The following is a 15433-nucleotide window of genomic DNA, read 5'->3' on the forward strand; positions in this document are numbered from 1 at the left end:
TTTCGTCTTTGCCGCCAATCTGGCCGGTAACAGCATGATCGTGGATTTCGAGGAAGGCCCGGGCGCAGGGGACTTGATAAGCATCGCTAATAGCGCTTTCGAAAGCTTCGCCGATATCCTCGAGGCTGGAGAGGACACCGGCACGGACTGGCTCCTCACGATCGACGGCGACACAACACTGCGTCTTGCGGGGGTCAACGAGAGCAATTTGGCTGCTAATGACTTCTTGTTAGTTTACTAGGAGCGGCCCGCATTTGATCGGGATGTGAGGCAAACCAGCGCTAGGACGGCGCGGCATATCCTTCGCTCGTTTACAGAGGTCCGAAAGCGGATCGAGCCCCGTGGCTCGACCCCGATCGGTGGCAGCGGCCGGATTTTGGGCCGGGTCTGGAGCGCGGACGTGCCGTCATTCCGCCTATTCGCGCTGTTCCAGCGCCTTGCTAAAGGCGAGTGCCGCCAGCGTGCAGATGGCGCCGGAGAGCAGGTAGTATCCGACGAAGGTCAGGCCGAAGCGGCTGGAGAGGCTGAGGGCGACCAGCGGCGCGAAGCCGGCGCCGATCAGCCAGGCAAGGTCCGAGGTGAAGGCGGCGCCGGTATAACGATAGCCGCGGCCGAAGCGTGACGAGATCGAACCGGTCGCCTGGCCGAAGGACAGACCGAGCACGCCGAAGCCGATGATGACGAAGGCGTCGTGGCCGTTACTGCCCGATCCGATCAGGATCGGCCCGATAAAGCTGAAGATGGCGATGATCACGGCGCAGATGGCGAGCTGGGCGCGGCGGCCGATGCGGTCGGCGATCAGGCCCGAAGTGACGATGGCGACGACGCCTACCATGGCGCCGACCACCTGCACCACCATGAAGGCGCCGATCGGCTGGTTGCCGTAAAGGCTCATCCAGCCGAGCGGGAAGATGGTGACCAGGTGGAACATGGCGAAACTGGCGAGCGGCACGAAGGCGCCGATCAGGATGTCGCGGCCGTGAACGCGCAGCACCTGGAGGATCGGTGCGGCCTCCAGCTCATGCTGCTCCAAAAGCGTGCCGAATTCCTTGGTCATGACCAGGCGCAGACGTGCAAACAGCGCCACGACGTTGATCGCGAAGGCGACGAAGAAGGGATAACGCCAGCCCCAGGAGAGGAAATCCTCGCTGGACAGGTTGGCGACGAAATAACCGAAGAGCGTGCTTGCCAGCGCAAAGCCGATCGGCGCGCCGAGCTGCGGGATCATCGCGTACCAGCCGCGGTGATTGGGCGGCGCGTTGAGCGCGAGCAGCGATGCCAGACCGTCCCAGGCGCCGCCGAGCGCGAAGCCCTGGCCGAGACGGAAGAGCGCCAGCAGGGCGATCGACCAGACGCCGATCTCAGCATATCCGGGCAGGAAAGCGATCGAGGCCGTGGAACCGCCGAGCAGGAAGAGTGCAATCGTGAGCTTCGTGCCGCGCCCGTACATCCGGTCGATGGTCATGAAGACCACGGACCCGACGGGGCGGGCGAGGAAGGCGAGCGAGAAGATGGCGAAGGAATAGAGCGTCGCCGTCAGCCTGTCCGGTGCGAAGGGAAAGACGAGCTGCGGAAAAACGAGGACCGAGGCGAGGCCATAGACGAAGAAATCAAAGAATTCCGACATGCGGCCGATCACCACGCCGATGGCGATACTGCCCGGCGAAACCGGCTTGTCGTCGTGAATGCGCCGCGCGTCGCGTTCGAGCGACGACGATGACGGTCCGTAATGCGATGTTGTAGCCATGAAAAACGCCTCCTCGTTAAGGCGCTTCCGGCAAGGCGCCCCAGGCTGATCTTGATCAAACCCGCAGGCTTATCAAGTCCGCAATATGGAAATAGTTCATCATCGCGGCGCAAATCGAGCCGTGTCAGGAAAAATTGCGTGGCCCCAGCCGCTAATTTTCCGGTGCAAAAGCTGGCCTGGCCGTCTCTTGCGGATATATTGAGGGGACATGCGCGCGCAAAAAATCCTTCTCGATCTCATCAGGATTTCAAAGCCGTAGCGCAACATGATTTCTGCCGCACTGCGGCATCTTTGCTGCACTGCGACTTTCCGCCTCATGTCGCTATCGGGTTCAGTGCTTTAGTCGCGGTCAAAACGAAACAACAAGAGCTTAGAGACGTGCAAAAACTCGTGAAGTTTTCCCGCCTTCTATCCGTCTTGCCGCTGCTTTTCCTGGCAGGATGCAACATGGTGGTCATGGCGCCCTCAGGCGACATCGCCGTGCAACAGCGCGATCTCATCGTCATCTCGACGGTGCTGATGCTTTTGATCATCGTCCCGGTGATCTTCCTGACGCTGCTCTTCGCCTGGCGCTACCGCCGCTCCAACACGGCCGCCGCTTACGCGCCGGAATGGCATCATTCGACCCGCCTCGAAATCGTCATCTGGGCGGCCCCCCTGGCGATCATCATTGCGCTCGGGGCCGTCACCTGGATTTCCACGCATAAGCTCGATCCCTACCGACCGCTCGACCGCCTCGATGCCGAGCGCGCCATCCCGGGCGATACCAAGCCGCTGACCGTCGAGGTCGTGGCGCTCGACTGGAAATGGCTGTTCTTCTATCCCGAACTCGGCATCGCCACAGTCAACGAGATGGCCGCCCCTGTCGACACGCCGATCAATTTCAAGATCACCGCCTCCTCGGTGATGAACTCCTTCTACATCCCGGCTCTTGCCGGCCAGATCTACGCCATGCCCGGCATGGAGACGAAGCTGCACGCCGTCATCAACCGGGAGGGCGAATATGAAGGCTTCTCCGCCAATTACAGCGGCGCCGGCTTCTCGCACATGCGTTTCAAGTTCCATGGCCTAACCCGCGAAGGCTTCGAGGCCTGGATGGCCAAGGTCAAGCAGCAGGGCACGATGCTCAACCGCGACGCCTATCTGACGCTTGAGAAGCCGAGCGAGAAGGAGCCGGTGCGCTACTATGCAGGCGCCGACGCCGATCTCTACGACGCCATCCTCAACATGTGCGCCACGCCAGGCAAGATGTGCATGAACGAGATGATGCACATCGATATGATGGGTGGCGGCGGCAAGGAAAGTGCTGAAAACCGCGAGAAGCTGCAATACGACAACCGCCATGCCGGTGAAGGCGTCGTCGAGCCTGGGGCCACCGTGCCGGCAACAGGCGTCCCGGCAAAGGCAGAGCCGCCGCGCAATTCTGGGGGCAGCATGCAGCACGACATGCCCGGCATGCAGGGCATGCCCGGGATGGATATGCAGCATGACGGCCATTCCATGCCCGGCTCGGGCAACGGCGCCGATCCGGCGCCGACGCAGCTCAACAACAACAATTAACCTGGCGCTTTGCGTCGCAAGACATAATGAACGGGTTGTTCCATGTTTTCCAATCCTGACCTCCTGAAGTTGATCTTCGGCCGGTTGACCCTCGACGCCATCCCCTATCACGAGCCGATTCTGGTCGTGACCTTCATCGGCGTCGTCATCGGCGGTCTCGCCGTGCTCGGCGCCATCACCTATTTCAAATTCTGGGGTCCGCTCTGGCACGACTGGATCTGCAGCGTCGATCACAAGAAGATCGGCATCATGTATGTGATACTCGCAGTGATCATGCTGCTACGCGGCTTTTCCGACGCGATCCTGATGCGCGTCCAGCAGGCGATCGCCTTCAACGGTTCCGAGGGCTACCTGCCGCCGCACCACTACGACCAGATCTTCACCGCCCACGGCGTCATCATGATCTTCTTCGTGGCGATGCCCTTCGTCACCGGTCTGATGAACTTCGTGGTGCCGCTGCAGATCGGCGCGCGCGACGTCTCCTTCCCCTTCCTCAACAACTTCTCCTTCTGGATGACCACCGCCGGCGCGATCATCATCATGCTGTCGCTTTTCATCGGCGAATTTGCCCAGACCGGCTGGCTCGCCTATCCGCCGCTGTCGGGAGCCGCCTACAGTCCGGGCGTCGGCGTCGACTATTATATCTGGGGCCTGCAGGTGGCGGGTGTCGGAACGACGCTGTCGGGAATCAACCTGATCGCCACCATCGTCAAGATGCGTGCGCCCGGCATGACGTTCATGAAAATGCCGGTCTTCACCTGGACGGCGCTCTGCACCAACGTGCTGATCGTCGCCTCCTTCCCGATCCTGACGGCAACGCTAGCGCTGCTGTCGCTCGACCGCTATGCCGGCACGAATTTCTTCACCAACGACCTTGGCGGCAATCCGATGATGTACATCAACCTCATCTGGATCTGGGGCCATCCCGAGGTCTACATCCTGGTGCTGCCGGCCTTCGGCATCTTTTCGGAAGTCGTCGCCACCTTCTCCGGCAAACGCCTGTTCGGCTATGCCTCCATGGTCTACGCCACCTGCGTGATCATGATCCTGTCCTACATCGTCTGGCTGCACCATTTCTTCACGATGGGCTCAGGCGCCAGCGTCAACTCCTTCTTCGGCATCACCACGATGATCATCTCGATCCCCACGGGAGCGAAGATCTTCAACTGGCTCTTCACCATGTATCGCGGCCGTATCCGCTACGAGGTGCCGATGCTGTGGACGGTCGGCTTCATGGTGACCTTCGTCATCGGCGGCATGACCGGCGTCATGCTGGCGGTGCCGCCGGCGGACTTCGTGCTGCACAATTCGTTGTTCCTCATCGCCCATTTCCACAACGTCATCATCGGCGGCGTTCTGTTCGGCATGTTCGCCGGCGTGAACTACTGGTTTCCGAAGGCCTTCGGCTTCAAGCTCGATCCCTTCTGGGGCAAGATGAGCTTCTGGTTCTGGCAGATCGGCTTCTGGTTCGCCTTCATGCCGCTCTACGTGCTCGGCCTGATGGGCGTCACCCGCCGCATGAGCCAGTTCGAGGACCCGTCGCTGCAGATCTGGTTCATCATCGCCGCCTTCGGCGTCGGACTGATCGCGCTCGGCATCGCCGCTTTCCTGATCCAGATCGTCGTCAGCTTCATGAAACGCGAGGAACTGCGTGACGACAGCGGCGATCCCTGGGACGGCCGTACGCTGGAATGGTCGACCTCCTCGCCGCCGCCGGACTACAACTTCGCCTTCACGCCCGTGGTCCACGACCATGACAGCTGGTACGACATGAAAAGGCGCGGCTACGAGCGCCCGCTCGGCGGCTTCAAGCCAATCCACATGCCGAAGAATACCGGCACCGGCGCTATCCTGTCGGCAATCAGCGTCGCGCTTGCCTTCGGCCTGATCTGGTACATGTGGTGGCTGGTGATCGTTTCCGCCATCGCGCTGCTTGCCGTGGCGATCGGCCATACCTTCAACTACAAACGCGACTTCTACATTCCCGCCGGCAAGGTGACCGAAACGGAAGGCAAGCGCACGGCGCTGCTTGCCGAGCAGGTGTAATGACCATGAGCGATCAAACCATCGATACGGCCGAAAAGCCTGAATTCTACCTGACGGAAGACCATCATCCGGAGGGGAGCACCAATCTCGGCTTCTGGCTCTACCTGATGAGCGACTGCCTGATCTTTGCGGTGTTGTTTGCGACGCACGGCGTGCTCGGCCGCAACTATGCCGCCGGCCCGTCGCCGGCCGATCTCTTCGATCTGCCGATCGTCGCCCTCAACACCTCGATGCTGCTCTTCTCCTCGATTACCTACGGCTTCGCCATGCTGCAGATGGAGCGGAACGCCAAGGCGGAAACGCTGTTCTGGCTCGCCGTGACCGGCCTGTTCGGCGCGGCCTTTATCGGGTTGGAACTTTACGAGTTCATCCACCTGATCCACGAGGGCGCCGGGCCGACCCGCAGCGCCTTCCTCTCCTCCTTCTTCACGCTCGTCGGCACCCACGGGCTGCACGTCACCTTCGGCATCATCTGGCTGATCACGCTGATGGTCCAGGTGTCGATGCACGGGCTGATCGAGGCCAACCGCCGCCGCCTGATGTGCCTTTCGATGTTCTGGCACTTCCTCGACGTCGTCTGGATCGGCGTCTTTTCCTTCGTCTATCTGCTCGGAGTTCTCGGATGAGTTCGCAAGCACCCACCCATGAGGATGCCCACGAGGCGCATCACGGCCACAGCCACGGCCACCAGGCCGGCCATGGCACGTTCCACAGCTATATGGTGGGCTTCGCGCTCTCCGTCGTCCTGACCGCCATCCCCTTCTGGCTTGTTATGGCCGGCGTGTTCGCCAGCCCGGCGCTGACGGCGGTGCTGGTGATGGGTATCGGCGCCATCCAGATCGTCGTCCATATGGTCTTCTTCCTGCACATGAATCCCAGGAGCGAAGGCGGCTGGACGATGATGGCGCTGATCTTTACCCTCATCATCGTCGCCATCGCGCTCTCCGGTTCACTCTGGGTCATGCATCATCTCAACTCCAATATGATGCCGATGAGCCCCGAGATGATGAAGAACATGCCGTAACGGCAAACGAAGGGTGGCGGCAGCGCCGCCCTGAGACCAATGAGCGAAGCCTCCACGCAAAAATCGGAAAGACGGCATTTCCGGGCAAAACGCGCGCTTTTCGCCGTCTGCCTGGCACTGCTCGCCGCCATCCTGTTTGGTCTCGGCACTTGGCAGGTTCAACGCCTGGGCTGGAAGCGCGACCTCGCCGCCCGCGTCGACCAGCGCGTGCACGCAGCCGCCGTGCCGGCCCCGGGGCGCGCCGACTGGGACAAGGTCAATGCCGGCAGCGACGAATACCGCCGTGTGACCGTCGAGGGAATGCTGGCAAACGACAAGGAAACGCTGGTCTACGCCTCGACCGTTCTCGGTCCGGGTTATTGGGTGATGACGCCGCTGATGCTCGCCGACGGCACCGCCATCCTCGTCAATCGCGGCTTCGTGCCGACGGACAGGCGCGACCCCGCCTCGCGCCGCGAGGGTCAGCTGTCTGATGTCATCGAGATCACCGGGCTGCTGCGGATGACCGAGCCGAAGGGATCGCTGCTCCAATCAAACGACGTCGCCGCCGACCGCTGGTATTCGCGCGATGTCGCCGCGATCGCCCAAAAGCGCGGCCTCGGCGCGGTCGCGCCCTATTTCATCGATGCCGACGCCGCTGCCAATCCCGGCGGTCTGCCCGTCGGCGGCCTGACGATCATCCATTTCCCCAACAACCATCTCGTCTATGCGATCACCTGGTACGGGCTGGCGGTGATGGTGCTGGTATTGCTGGTGTTTGTTGTTCGCGGCGAGATCGGAAGAGGCCGCCGGACGTAAGTCGCTGCCGCTTTGCAGCGGTGCAAGCGCTCCGGCAAGCAACAGTTGCACAGCGGTCGTCTCCGCGCTTCGGATTAATCTCTTGTAAAGCGATGTCCGATACTGCTTGCCTGAACAGAACTCATAAAGCTGCACATGAGCCGGCCGGATTACATCCCCAGTCTCGATGGTCTGCGCGGTCTCGCCGCGCTTCTGGTCGTGCAAGCGCATATCGGGCTTGTCTTTCCAAACACAGCCTTGCATTTCATCACAATGGGCAGCGAAGCCGTCGGCCTGTTCTTCGCCCTCAGCGGCTTTCTGATGGCCCATCTCTACGGCTCACGACCGGTCACCAAGGAAACCGTCCTGGATTTTCTTGTCAGCCGCTTTGCCCGCATCTATCCGGTCTATCTGGCTGCAGTCCTGCTCGTGGCGGCGCTGTCCGGCATGCAAAGTCTAAACTTCGTTCAGCCGATCATCGGCGGCACGGAGTTTCTCCGCCATGTCTTTCTTATGGGCTCGAGCGGGGTGTTTTGGTCAATTCCACCCGAAATTCAATTCTATCTGTTTTTCCCGATCCTTTGGCTCTGCTTGACCCGCCCGCAGCGCTATAGCGGTGTGATCGCAGGTTTGGCGGTGCTGGTCGTGGTGGAGGGTCTGCTCGAGCTGCCAGGACCAGGTATACTGCTTCTTTCCAAGCTCCCCTATTTTCTGTTCGGCGCGCTTGCCGGGGCGATGCATTCCTGCTGGGACAGGTGGAGGCCATCCGCCCTCACGGGCGCTTTCACGCTGTTCCTTCTGGCGGTGTTCTTCACGTACAGGCATGTCTTGCCCGGTTTCTCGCCTGTATTCTGGGGGCTTCAAAGTGCGCTCGCGGCAGCCGTCATCGTGGCGCTCGCCGCTCGACAGCCTCCGATCGCAGCCCATGTCCTGGCAGCGGCGCCCATGCGGTTCTTGGGCACGATCAGCTTTTCGCTCTATCTTTTCCACGTCCCCATCACGTTCCTTGTACGCCGGGCTTTCGACGGTCTGATTCCGGAACCAGTACTCGTCCTGGTGGCGCTTGGCGTTGCGGCGGCAGGAGGATGGTTCATTCACGAGACGATAGAACTCCCGAGCCGACGCCTGCTCGTCGCGTGGTGGCGGCATCATCGGCGGCGCGCAGCCTCGCGCGAAACTCCGGCTGAGACGATCGAACAGGCGATCCTTGATCTGCAAGAGACCGAAAAGCGCTTGCTGGACGGCGCAACTGCGGCCACGACGGATAAACAGCAAATTCCGACGACCTCAGGACTCGGACCCGGCCGCACTGTCATTCAGGATAATGGCGACGAGAAGCTTCGCGCCTAAGCGCCGGTCAGCTTACGGCTAAACCGCAATCCGGCTGATCGCTTCGGCAAGCTGCGCCTGCGAGAAGGGCTTGCCCAGGCGGGGCAGATTGGCGGCGCCGTCGCCGTCGGGCAGATCGGCGTAACCGGTGGCGAGAATGATCGGCATCTCAGGCCACTCGCTGCGGATCGCCTCGGCGAGCTGCGCCCCCGTCATTCGCGGCATGGCGTGATCGCAGATGACCAAATCGACAGGCTCCTTGCGCAGAATATCGAGCGCCTCCGGACCGGCCATCGCCTCGAAAACAGTGTGTCCGAGATCCTCCAGCATCAGCGTCGTATTCATCAGGACCAGGCCGTCGTCATCCACGGCGACGATGCGCAGCCCCTGCTGCGGGGTATCCGGTTTTTGCGGGATGTCGGCCGGTGCTTCGGCAGTCTGTTCGGCAATGACGACAGGAAACCATAGCTCGGCCGTCGTGCCTTCGCGCAGCGTGCTCTTCAGGATGAGCCGGCCGCCGGACTGGCTCGCGAGACCCTGCACCATGGAAAGGCCGAGGCCGGTGCCCTTGCCGACACCCTTGGTGGTGAAGAACGGTGTGACCGCCTGCTCCAGCGTCTTCGCATCCATGCCCTCGCCTTCATCGATCACCGCGATTCTTATATAGCGGCCGGCCGGCAGCGGCCCCTTGCCTGCGGCTATCGTTTCCTCGGATGCGCGAAGCATGATGCGGCCGCCGGAAGGCATGGCGTCTCGCGCGTTGACGACGAGATTGAGGATCGCCATCTCCAGCTGGTTGGGGTCGGTGAGGATTGTCGGCAGCCTGACTGGGAAGGAAGTCTCGATCGTGGTGAGGGGGCCGAGCGACCGGCTCAGAATTTCCATCATGCCGCGCACCAGGCCCGAGACGTCGATCGGCTCCATGTGCAGCTCCTGCCGGCGGGAAAAGGCAAGCATGCGCTGCGTCAAGGCAGCACCCCGCTGAGCGCCCTGCATGGCATTGTCGACCAGCGACGTCAGCGAGCGGTCCTGCGGCATGCGCTTCTTCAGGAGTTCAAGACTGCCGAGCACCGCCATCAGCAGATTGTTGAAATCATGGGCGATACCGCCGGTCAATTGGCCGATCGCCTCCATCTTTTGCGATTGGAAAAGCTCTTCGCGCGCCTGCTCCAACGCCCGCTGCGTTTCCATCTTTTCGGTGATGTCGCGGGTGATCTTGGCGAAACCTAGCACTTCACCGTCTTCGTCGCGAATAGCGTCGACGACGACGCTCGCCCAGAAACGGCTGCCGTCCTTGCGGACACGCCAGCCCTCCCTTTCGAATCGGCCTTCGGCGCGCGCGACCCGCAGCGCCTTCTCCGGCAGGCCGGCCGCGCGATCCTCGGGCGTATAGAAGGTCGAGAAATGCCGTCCGATGATTTCATCAGGCCGATAGCCCTTGATGCGCTCGGCGCCGAAATTCCAACTGCTGACATTGCCGTCAGGATCGAGCATGTAGATCGCATAGTCCGAAACGCCCTGAACCAGACGGCGAAATTGCTCCTCGCTCTGGCGGATCGCGTGTTCGGCAGCCCTGCGTTCCGTCAGATCGCGGGTGATCTTGGCAAAGCCGACCAGTTCGCCGGAGGGATGGCGGATGGGATCGATGACCACATGCGCCCAGAAGCGGCTGCCGTCCTTGCGCCGGCGCCAGCCCTCCCCCTCGTACCGGCCCTCCTCCACCGCCGTGGTGAGCGCGCGCTCGGGGATGCCCGCGGCTCGATCCTCTTCCACATAGAAACGGGAAAAGTGCTCGCCGAGAATTTCCGAAGGTTTGTAGCCCTTGAACCGTTGAGCGCCGGTATTCCAGCTGGTGACGATGCCTTCCGGGCTCAGCATGTAAATGGCATAGTCGGTGATGGCATCGACCAGAAGGCGAAAGCGTCCCTCTTCATCAAGAGACGTATCATGTCGATCCAGCACTTCCATCTGCCCCTCTCGGTTACCAGCGCTATTAACGCTACACCGGGCAGAAGGTTCCGAAAATATCACACTTTTCACATGGCCCTGACCTGTGGATGGAGCCGCTCACCGATGTGCTCGGCGGCGGCATATGCCTGCGAGACGATCTCCGGCACGAGATCGATATCGGGAAGACTGCCGAGGCCGAGCGGACCGACGGCAAAAAGTCCGGCAACCGTCGAACCGTCCGCCAGGAAGGGCTCGCCGCGCGCATTGACCGCCAGCCCGAGAGAAAGTTCGTCCGGCATGGCGAGACCGGCGGAAAACAGGCTCTGCATCAGCGGCGCGGAAAGATCCGGCGCCCGGCAGCGGCAATCGATGATGCGCTCGGCATGGATGACCTCTTCGGTAGAGGAGCCTGCTGGCGTGAAGAACAGGCCGCTCAGGCCCCGGCGCCCGGCTCGGCCGCGGCGCAGCACCGTGCGGCCTTCGGCAAGCTCGCGTTTCAGGCGCAGGTGCATGGCCTCCGGCAGGCGATTGCGGTGGCTGTCGTAGATCGCCCGCAAATGACGGTTGAACTGATGTTTGTGGCGGGCCGGCAGCGATCTCCACAGAGAGCGGGCATGTTTCCTCAGACCGTTCATCACCGATTGCCAGCTTCGCCCCTCTTCTTCCGCCTCGCGACAGGCCTGGCGGATGAAACGCACAATGTCGGGCAGGCTCTCCGGCAGCGCTTCGGCCGGAAACACCGGATCGGCGGAATTCGGCGTATGGCTCTGGGGCAGGAAGCCGCGCCGGGAAATGATCGTCACCTGGCCGGCATAACCGGAATCGCGCAGCTGCAGCAACTGATCGACGACGCGAATGCCGCTGCCGAGCAACACGGTATGCGGCCGCGCGACGAGGCGCTGGGCCCTGACCGGCGACGCGCCCGGCTTCTCGGCATCCGGATCGCCCAGGCCGTAGCCGGTGGCGAGAATCACCGTATCGAACAGCGGATTGGCTGGATTGGCGCTTTCGAGCAGGAAGCGGTTGCCGTGGCTGCGGCGGATCGCCACCACGGGATCGTTGCAGACCTGGACGGTGATGTCCCGGCGCGCGGCGAGCGCTTCCGAAAAGCGCTGGTAGACATAATCGCTGAAGATCTCCTTCGGCACGAAGATTTGCCGGAAACCGGGAATGGCGGCCGGCACGGCGGCGCGGAAAGCGGCGTTGCTACAGAGCCAGTCGTTGAAATCGTCGCTGTCGCCGACCGAAACAGAGAGATCACGCACGCGGGTGTTGAGGATCGTCGAGGCGCGGGCCGAGGCCAGCGCGTGGCCGCCGCTGACCGACGAATTCGGATCGAACAATTGCAGATGGAAGGGTGCGCGCACCGTCTTCATCAGCGCAATGGCCGTCATCATTCCGGAGAAGCCGCGCCCGACGATCGCTATGCGCGGCACGGCCGAGATCTGCGCTGCCGCCTTGGCTCTTCCGGAAAAAAGTCCCTGAACCGTCATCGCAACTCCTTTGCGCTTCATTCGCAGCCTGGGGTCGATCGAGGTTTCAACGCGTAAACAGCGGCTCACGCGTTGATGAGGGTCACGCGGCCATTGACGCCGCAGCTCGGGGTCCACGGGGAGCCCGCAAGTGAACGAGGGCCTGATCCCTCGCGATAGTCTATCAATCTGGTCGTGTATGAAAGCGCCAAAAACCGAAAGTGGCAAGAGATTTGTTGAACACGAGCATAAACCACTGAGAACGCCAAGTATTTTCACGCCGCGCCCAAAGTGGCCACGCCGCTGCCTTCGCCGCGGTCGTGCTTGCCAAGTCTGCTCGAACTGCTCAGGCGATCCTGAAGGCGACGTTCAATCAAGCGCCCCATACGCCAATTAACATCTTGAGAAACCTCTCCGCCGCGGGCGACAAGGTGCCGCCGCGGCGGCGAACCACGCCGATCGTACGAGATATATCGGGATTGCGAATGGGGCGGGTGATCAGGAACGGATGATCTTCCCGCGGGGTTGCCATTCGTGGCAGCACCGAGATCCCAAGGCCCGCCTCGACGAGCCCAAGGGAGGTGGACAGATGAGTTACCTCATAGAACCAGCGCAGCTTGATGTTCGACTTTGCCAGTGCCGCGTCGAGCAGCGTTCTGTTGCCACTCGACCGATGAACGGTGATCACGTGATAAGGCTCTAACTCCGCCCATTCAACCCATTGTTTTGCTGCGAGAGGATGATCCTTGCGCGCTGCAAGTACGAATGGGTCTTCCGCAAGCCGCTCGAAGGTAAGGTCCGGGTCGGAGGTACCCATGATATTTATACCGAATTCCACTTCCCCGCTTGCTACGGCTTGAAGACCGTCGGTTGCAGGCAGATCGAGGATACGAAAACGAATGTTCGGATATTCTTCATTGAACTGGCGAATGACGGTGGGCAGGAAGTAGAATGCCGCGGTCGGAAGACATGCAATAGTCACCAACCCCCCTCGATTGGGTCCAACGTCACGCACGGCAAAGAGGGAGCCATCGAACTCCTCCAGCATGCGTCGGACGAGGGGCACCAGTTCCGTGCCGAGGGCCGTCGCGGACACATGCCTGGTTGTGCGTTCCAGGAGCGGTGCGCCGATGGCCTGCTCCAGTTTTTGAATACGGCGGCTCAACGCGGGCTGCGACATGTGCAGGGCATCGGCGGCGCGATTGAAGCTCTCCAGTTCTACGACGCTCAGGAAGGCTCGCAGGTCGAGGATCTCACAATTAATGCTCATTTCGCATCAATCCTCCAAATCTTAGCATTTTACAAATAAAAAATTCTTTCAATAATCGGATCAAACGGCGCCGATTAATACGGCCGCAGCATAATTTCGGCGAAAGCACAACCGATGAACGATCTGATGCCTATTCCTTGCGTACTGATGAGAGGCGGCACCTCGAAAGGGCCGTTCTTCCTCGCCAGGGATCTTCCCGCGGACACCGACCAGCGCGACAAGATCCTGCTGTCGATCATGGGCTCGGGTCATCCGCTGCAAATCGACGGAATTGGAGGCGGCAACCCGGTTACGAGCAAGGTCGCCATTATCGGACCTGCCAGCATTCCCGGCGCAGACGTGGATTATCTCTTTGCGCAGGTACGAGTCGATCAACAGATCGTCGACACCTCGCCGAATTGCGGCAACATGCTCGCCGCCGTCGGCCCGTTTGCCATCGAGGCTGGACTAGTTCCGGTTCGTGGAGAAAAGACGCTCGTTCGGATCCATAACGTCAACACCAGCAAGCTGATCGAGGCCGAAGTTCCCACTCCGAATGGCAGCGTCTCCTATCTCGGTGAAGCTGCAATCGACGGAGTGCCCGGGCGCGCTGCGCCAATCGCGCTTACTTTCATGGACGCAGCCGGAGCTCGTACCGGACAGCTCTTTCCCACCGGCAAAGCCATCGACTTGATCGGCGGCGTGGCTGTCACCTGCATCGATTGCGCCATGCCGATGATGCTGATCGAGGCAATTTCGATCGGCGCAACCGGCCTGGAATCGGCAGCCGAACTCAATGCTGACAGGGAGTTGCTGGAACGGCTGGAAGAGCTGCGGATTGCGGCTGGCGAACGGATGGGCCTTGGAAACGTGCGCAATCAGGTAACGCCAAAGCCGGTGCTCATATCGCGGCCAAAGGCCGGAGGCGACCTCAGCGTACGTTATTTCATGCCGCATCAATGTCATCCGTCGCTGGCAACCACGGGCGCCGTCGGAATTGCCACAGCCTGCATCACCGAGGATACGGTCGCTTCGCGTCTGATCGGCCGGAGGGCCCCTCCGCTTGTTCTTTCCATCGAGCACCCCAGCGGCCACCTCGACGTCAAGCTGTATGAACGGGACGGCAAGACCGTCGCCGGTATCCTTCGCACCGCCCGCCGGCTGTTCGAGGGACATGTGTTAGCAAAACCTGTCACGCAACTGGGTTGCGCGGCATAATAGCTCTGGCCGCCAGGAGGGCGCCAACAACAGGAGGAGAATGTCATCATGCGCAAGCTTATGCTCGCCCTCGCAGCAACGGTCGCGCTCGCCGGCCCCGCACTTGCGGATCCGGTCCGTATCAGCGTCGGCTCTTACAACCTCAATAATCTTCCCTTTCCTGTCGCCCAAGGGCTTGGCCTTTATGAAAAGGAAGGGCTGGAGGTGACCGTTGAAAATTTTGCGTCGGGCGGTTCCAAGACGCTCCAGGCACTTGTTGCCGGCTCAACCGACATCGCCGTCGGCTTCTATGATCATACGATCCAGATGCAATCGCAGAAGAAGGCCGTCGTCGCCTTCGTGCAGCTCGCCCGCAATTCAGGGCTCGTATTGGCTGGCGGCAAGGGCAGCAAGTTCGATCCGGCAAAGCCGGAAACGATCAAAGGCGCAAAAATCGGAATCACCTCGCCGGGTTCGTCCTCCGATTTCTTTGTCCGCTATTACCTGCAGCGCAACGGCTTGTCCGCAAGCGACGTGTCGCTGATCGGTGTTGGCTCCGGCTCTTCCGCCGTCGCAGCGCTCGAACAGCAGAAGGTCGACCTGCTCGTTAACTACGATCCGGCTGCGACGTTCATCGAAGCCAAGGGCGTTGGCAAGATCCTGATCGATGGGCGCAGCGACGACGGTGCGAGAGCGATCTATGGCGGGATTTATCCGACCTCCGTCCTCTATGCCACGCAAAGCTATATCGAGGAAAATCCCGAGATGATCCAGAAGGTCACCAATGCGACCGTCAAAGCGCTCGAATGGATGAATAGCCACTCCGCGGAAGAAATCGTGGAGAAGCTCCCGAAGGAGTTCATTTCAGGCGATCGTGACACCTACGTCAAGGCGGTCGAGAACGCGAAGGCGATCTTCTCGAAGGACGGGCGCATTAACGAGGATGACATTAAAATCCCGCTCGCCGTCCTGAAGAGCTTCAACGATAAAGTCGCCGCGGCCGACATCGACCTTGCAAAAACCTACACGAACGAGTTCGTCGGCAAAGTCCCGAATGCCGCTGCCAACTGATAGGAGGAGGT

The 15433-nt window shown here is 61.1% G+C and carries 12 protein-coding genes and 1 pseudogene; 9 read left to right on the top strand and 4 right to left on the bottom strand.

Translation table 11 applies throughout. The features are described 5' to 3' along the window. Positions 1-241, top strand: a pseudogene (locus AC13QO_RS16225) (hypothetical protein); the annotation flags it as partial. A 174-nt stretch (positions 242-415) separates the two neighbouring features. Here AC13QO_RS16225 and AC13QO_RS16230 read toward each other — a convergent pair. Continuing rightward, positions 416-1747 (bottom strand): MFS transporter, encoded by a 1332-nt coding sequence (locus AC13QO_RS16230; protein ID WP_488541227.1) that lies wholly within the window; start codon positions 1745-1747, stop codon positions 416-418. A gap of 378 nt (positions 1748-2125) precedes the next feature. Here AC13QO_RS16230 and cyoA point away from each other — a divergent pair, with 378 nt between their 5' ends. From cyoA to AC13QO_RS16260, 6 genes are all read left to right on the top strand, one after another. After that, on the top strand, positions 2126-3307 hold the full coding sequence (cyoA, locus tag AC13QO_RS16235) for a ubiquinol oxidase subunit II (protein ID WP_488541228.1): 1182 nt from the start codon (positions 2126-2128) through the stop codon (positions 3305-3307). A gap of 42 nt (positions 3308-3349) precedes the next feature. Beyond that, positions 3350-5353 (top strand): cytochrome o ubiquinol oxidase subunit I, encoded by a 2004-nt coding sequence (cyoB, locus tag AC13QO_RS16240; RefSeq protein WP_097598797.1) that lies wholly within the window; start codon positions 3350-3352, stop codon positions 5351-5353. Positions 5354-5358: 5 nt separating this feature from the next. Next, positions 5359-5979: a cytochrome o ubiquinol oxidase subunit III gene (cyoC, locus tag AC13QO_RS16245; RefSeq protein ID WP_085781247.1), complete on the top strand. Its 621-nt coding sequence runs from the start codon at positions 5359-5361 to the stop codon at positions 5977-5979. Next, the gene (cyoD, locus tag AC13QO_RS16250) at positions 5976-6377 is read left to right on the top strand and encodes a cytochrome o ubiquinol oxidase subunit IV (protein ID WP_488541229.1); all 402 of its coding nucleotides are present in this window, start codon (positions 5976-5978) and stop codon (positions 6375-6377) included. The genes cyoC and cyoD overlap by 4 nt, the downstream gene beginning before the upstream one ends. A gap of 39 nt (positions 6378-6416) precedes the next feature. After that, the gene (locus AC13QO_RS16255) at positions 6417-7175 is read left to right on the top strand and encodes an SURF1 family protein (RefSeq protein WP_085780639.1); all 759 of its coding nucleotides are present in this window, start codon (positions 6417-6419) and stop codon (positions 7173-7175) included. 135 nt (positions 7176-7310) lie between these two features. Further along, positions 7311-8504 carry an acyltransferase family protein gene (locus AC13QO_RS16260; RefSeq protein WP_488541230.1) on the top strand — a complete coding sequence of 398 codons (1194 nt, stop codon included), beginning with the start codon at positions 7311-7313 and terminating at the stop codon, positions 8502-8504. A gap of 18 nt (positions 8505-8522) precedes the next feature. Here the strand turns inward: AC13QO_RS16260 and AC13QO_RS16265 are convergent, their stop codons facing one another. The 3 genes from AC13QO_RS16265 to AC13QO_RS16275 all read right to left on the bottom strand — a co-directional run bounded on the left by AC13QO_RS16265 (position 8523) and on the right by AC13QO_RS16275 (position 13175). Further along, the gene (locus tag AC13QO_RS16265; protein WP_488541231.1) at positions 8523-10451 is read right to left on the bottom strand and encodes a hybrid sensor histidine kinase/response regulator; all 1929 of its coding nucleotides are present in this window, start codon (positions 10449-10451) and stop codon (positions 8523-8525) included. Between the two features lie 68 nt (positions 10452-10519). Beyond that, positions 10520-11926: an FAD/NAD(P)-binding protein gene (locus AC13QO_RS16270; RefSeq protein WP_488541232.1), complete on the bottom strand. Its 1407-nt coding sequence runs from the start codon at positions 11924-11926 to the stop codon at positions 10520-10522. A 352-nt stretch (positions 11927-12278) separates the two neighbouring features. Continuing rightward, on the bottom strand, positions 12279-13175 hold the full coding sequence (locus AC13QO_RS16275) for a LysR family transcriptional regulator (RefSeq protein ID WP_085780636.1): 897 nt from the start codon (positions 13173-13175) through the stop codon (positions 12279-12281). A 114-nt stretch (positions 13176-13289) separates the two neighbouring features. On the opposite strand from AC13QO_RS16275, the gene AC13QO_RS16280 reads away from it, so the two are divergent. Then, the gene (locus AC13QO_RS16280; RefSeq protein WP_488541233.1) at positions 13290-14372 is read left to right on the top strand and encodes a 4-oxalomesaconate tautomerase; all 1083 of its coding nucleotides are present in this window, start codon (positions 13290-13292) and stop codon (positions 14370-14372) included. Positions 14373-14420: 48 nt separating this feature from the next. Beyond that, positions 14421-15422, top strand: coding sequence for an ABC transporter substrate-binding protein (locus AC13QO_RS16285; protein WP_488541234.1), 1002 nt, complete (start codon positions 14421-14423; stop codon positions 15420-15422). The last annotated feature ends 11 nt before the right edge of the window (positions 15423-15433 follow it).

This window comes from Rhizobium sp. CNPSo 3670, from assembly GCF_057784555.1.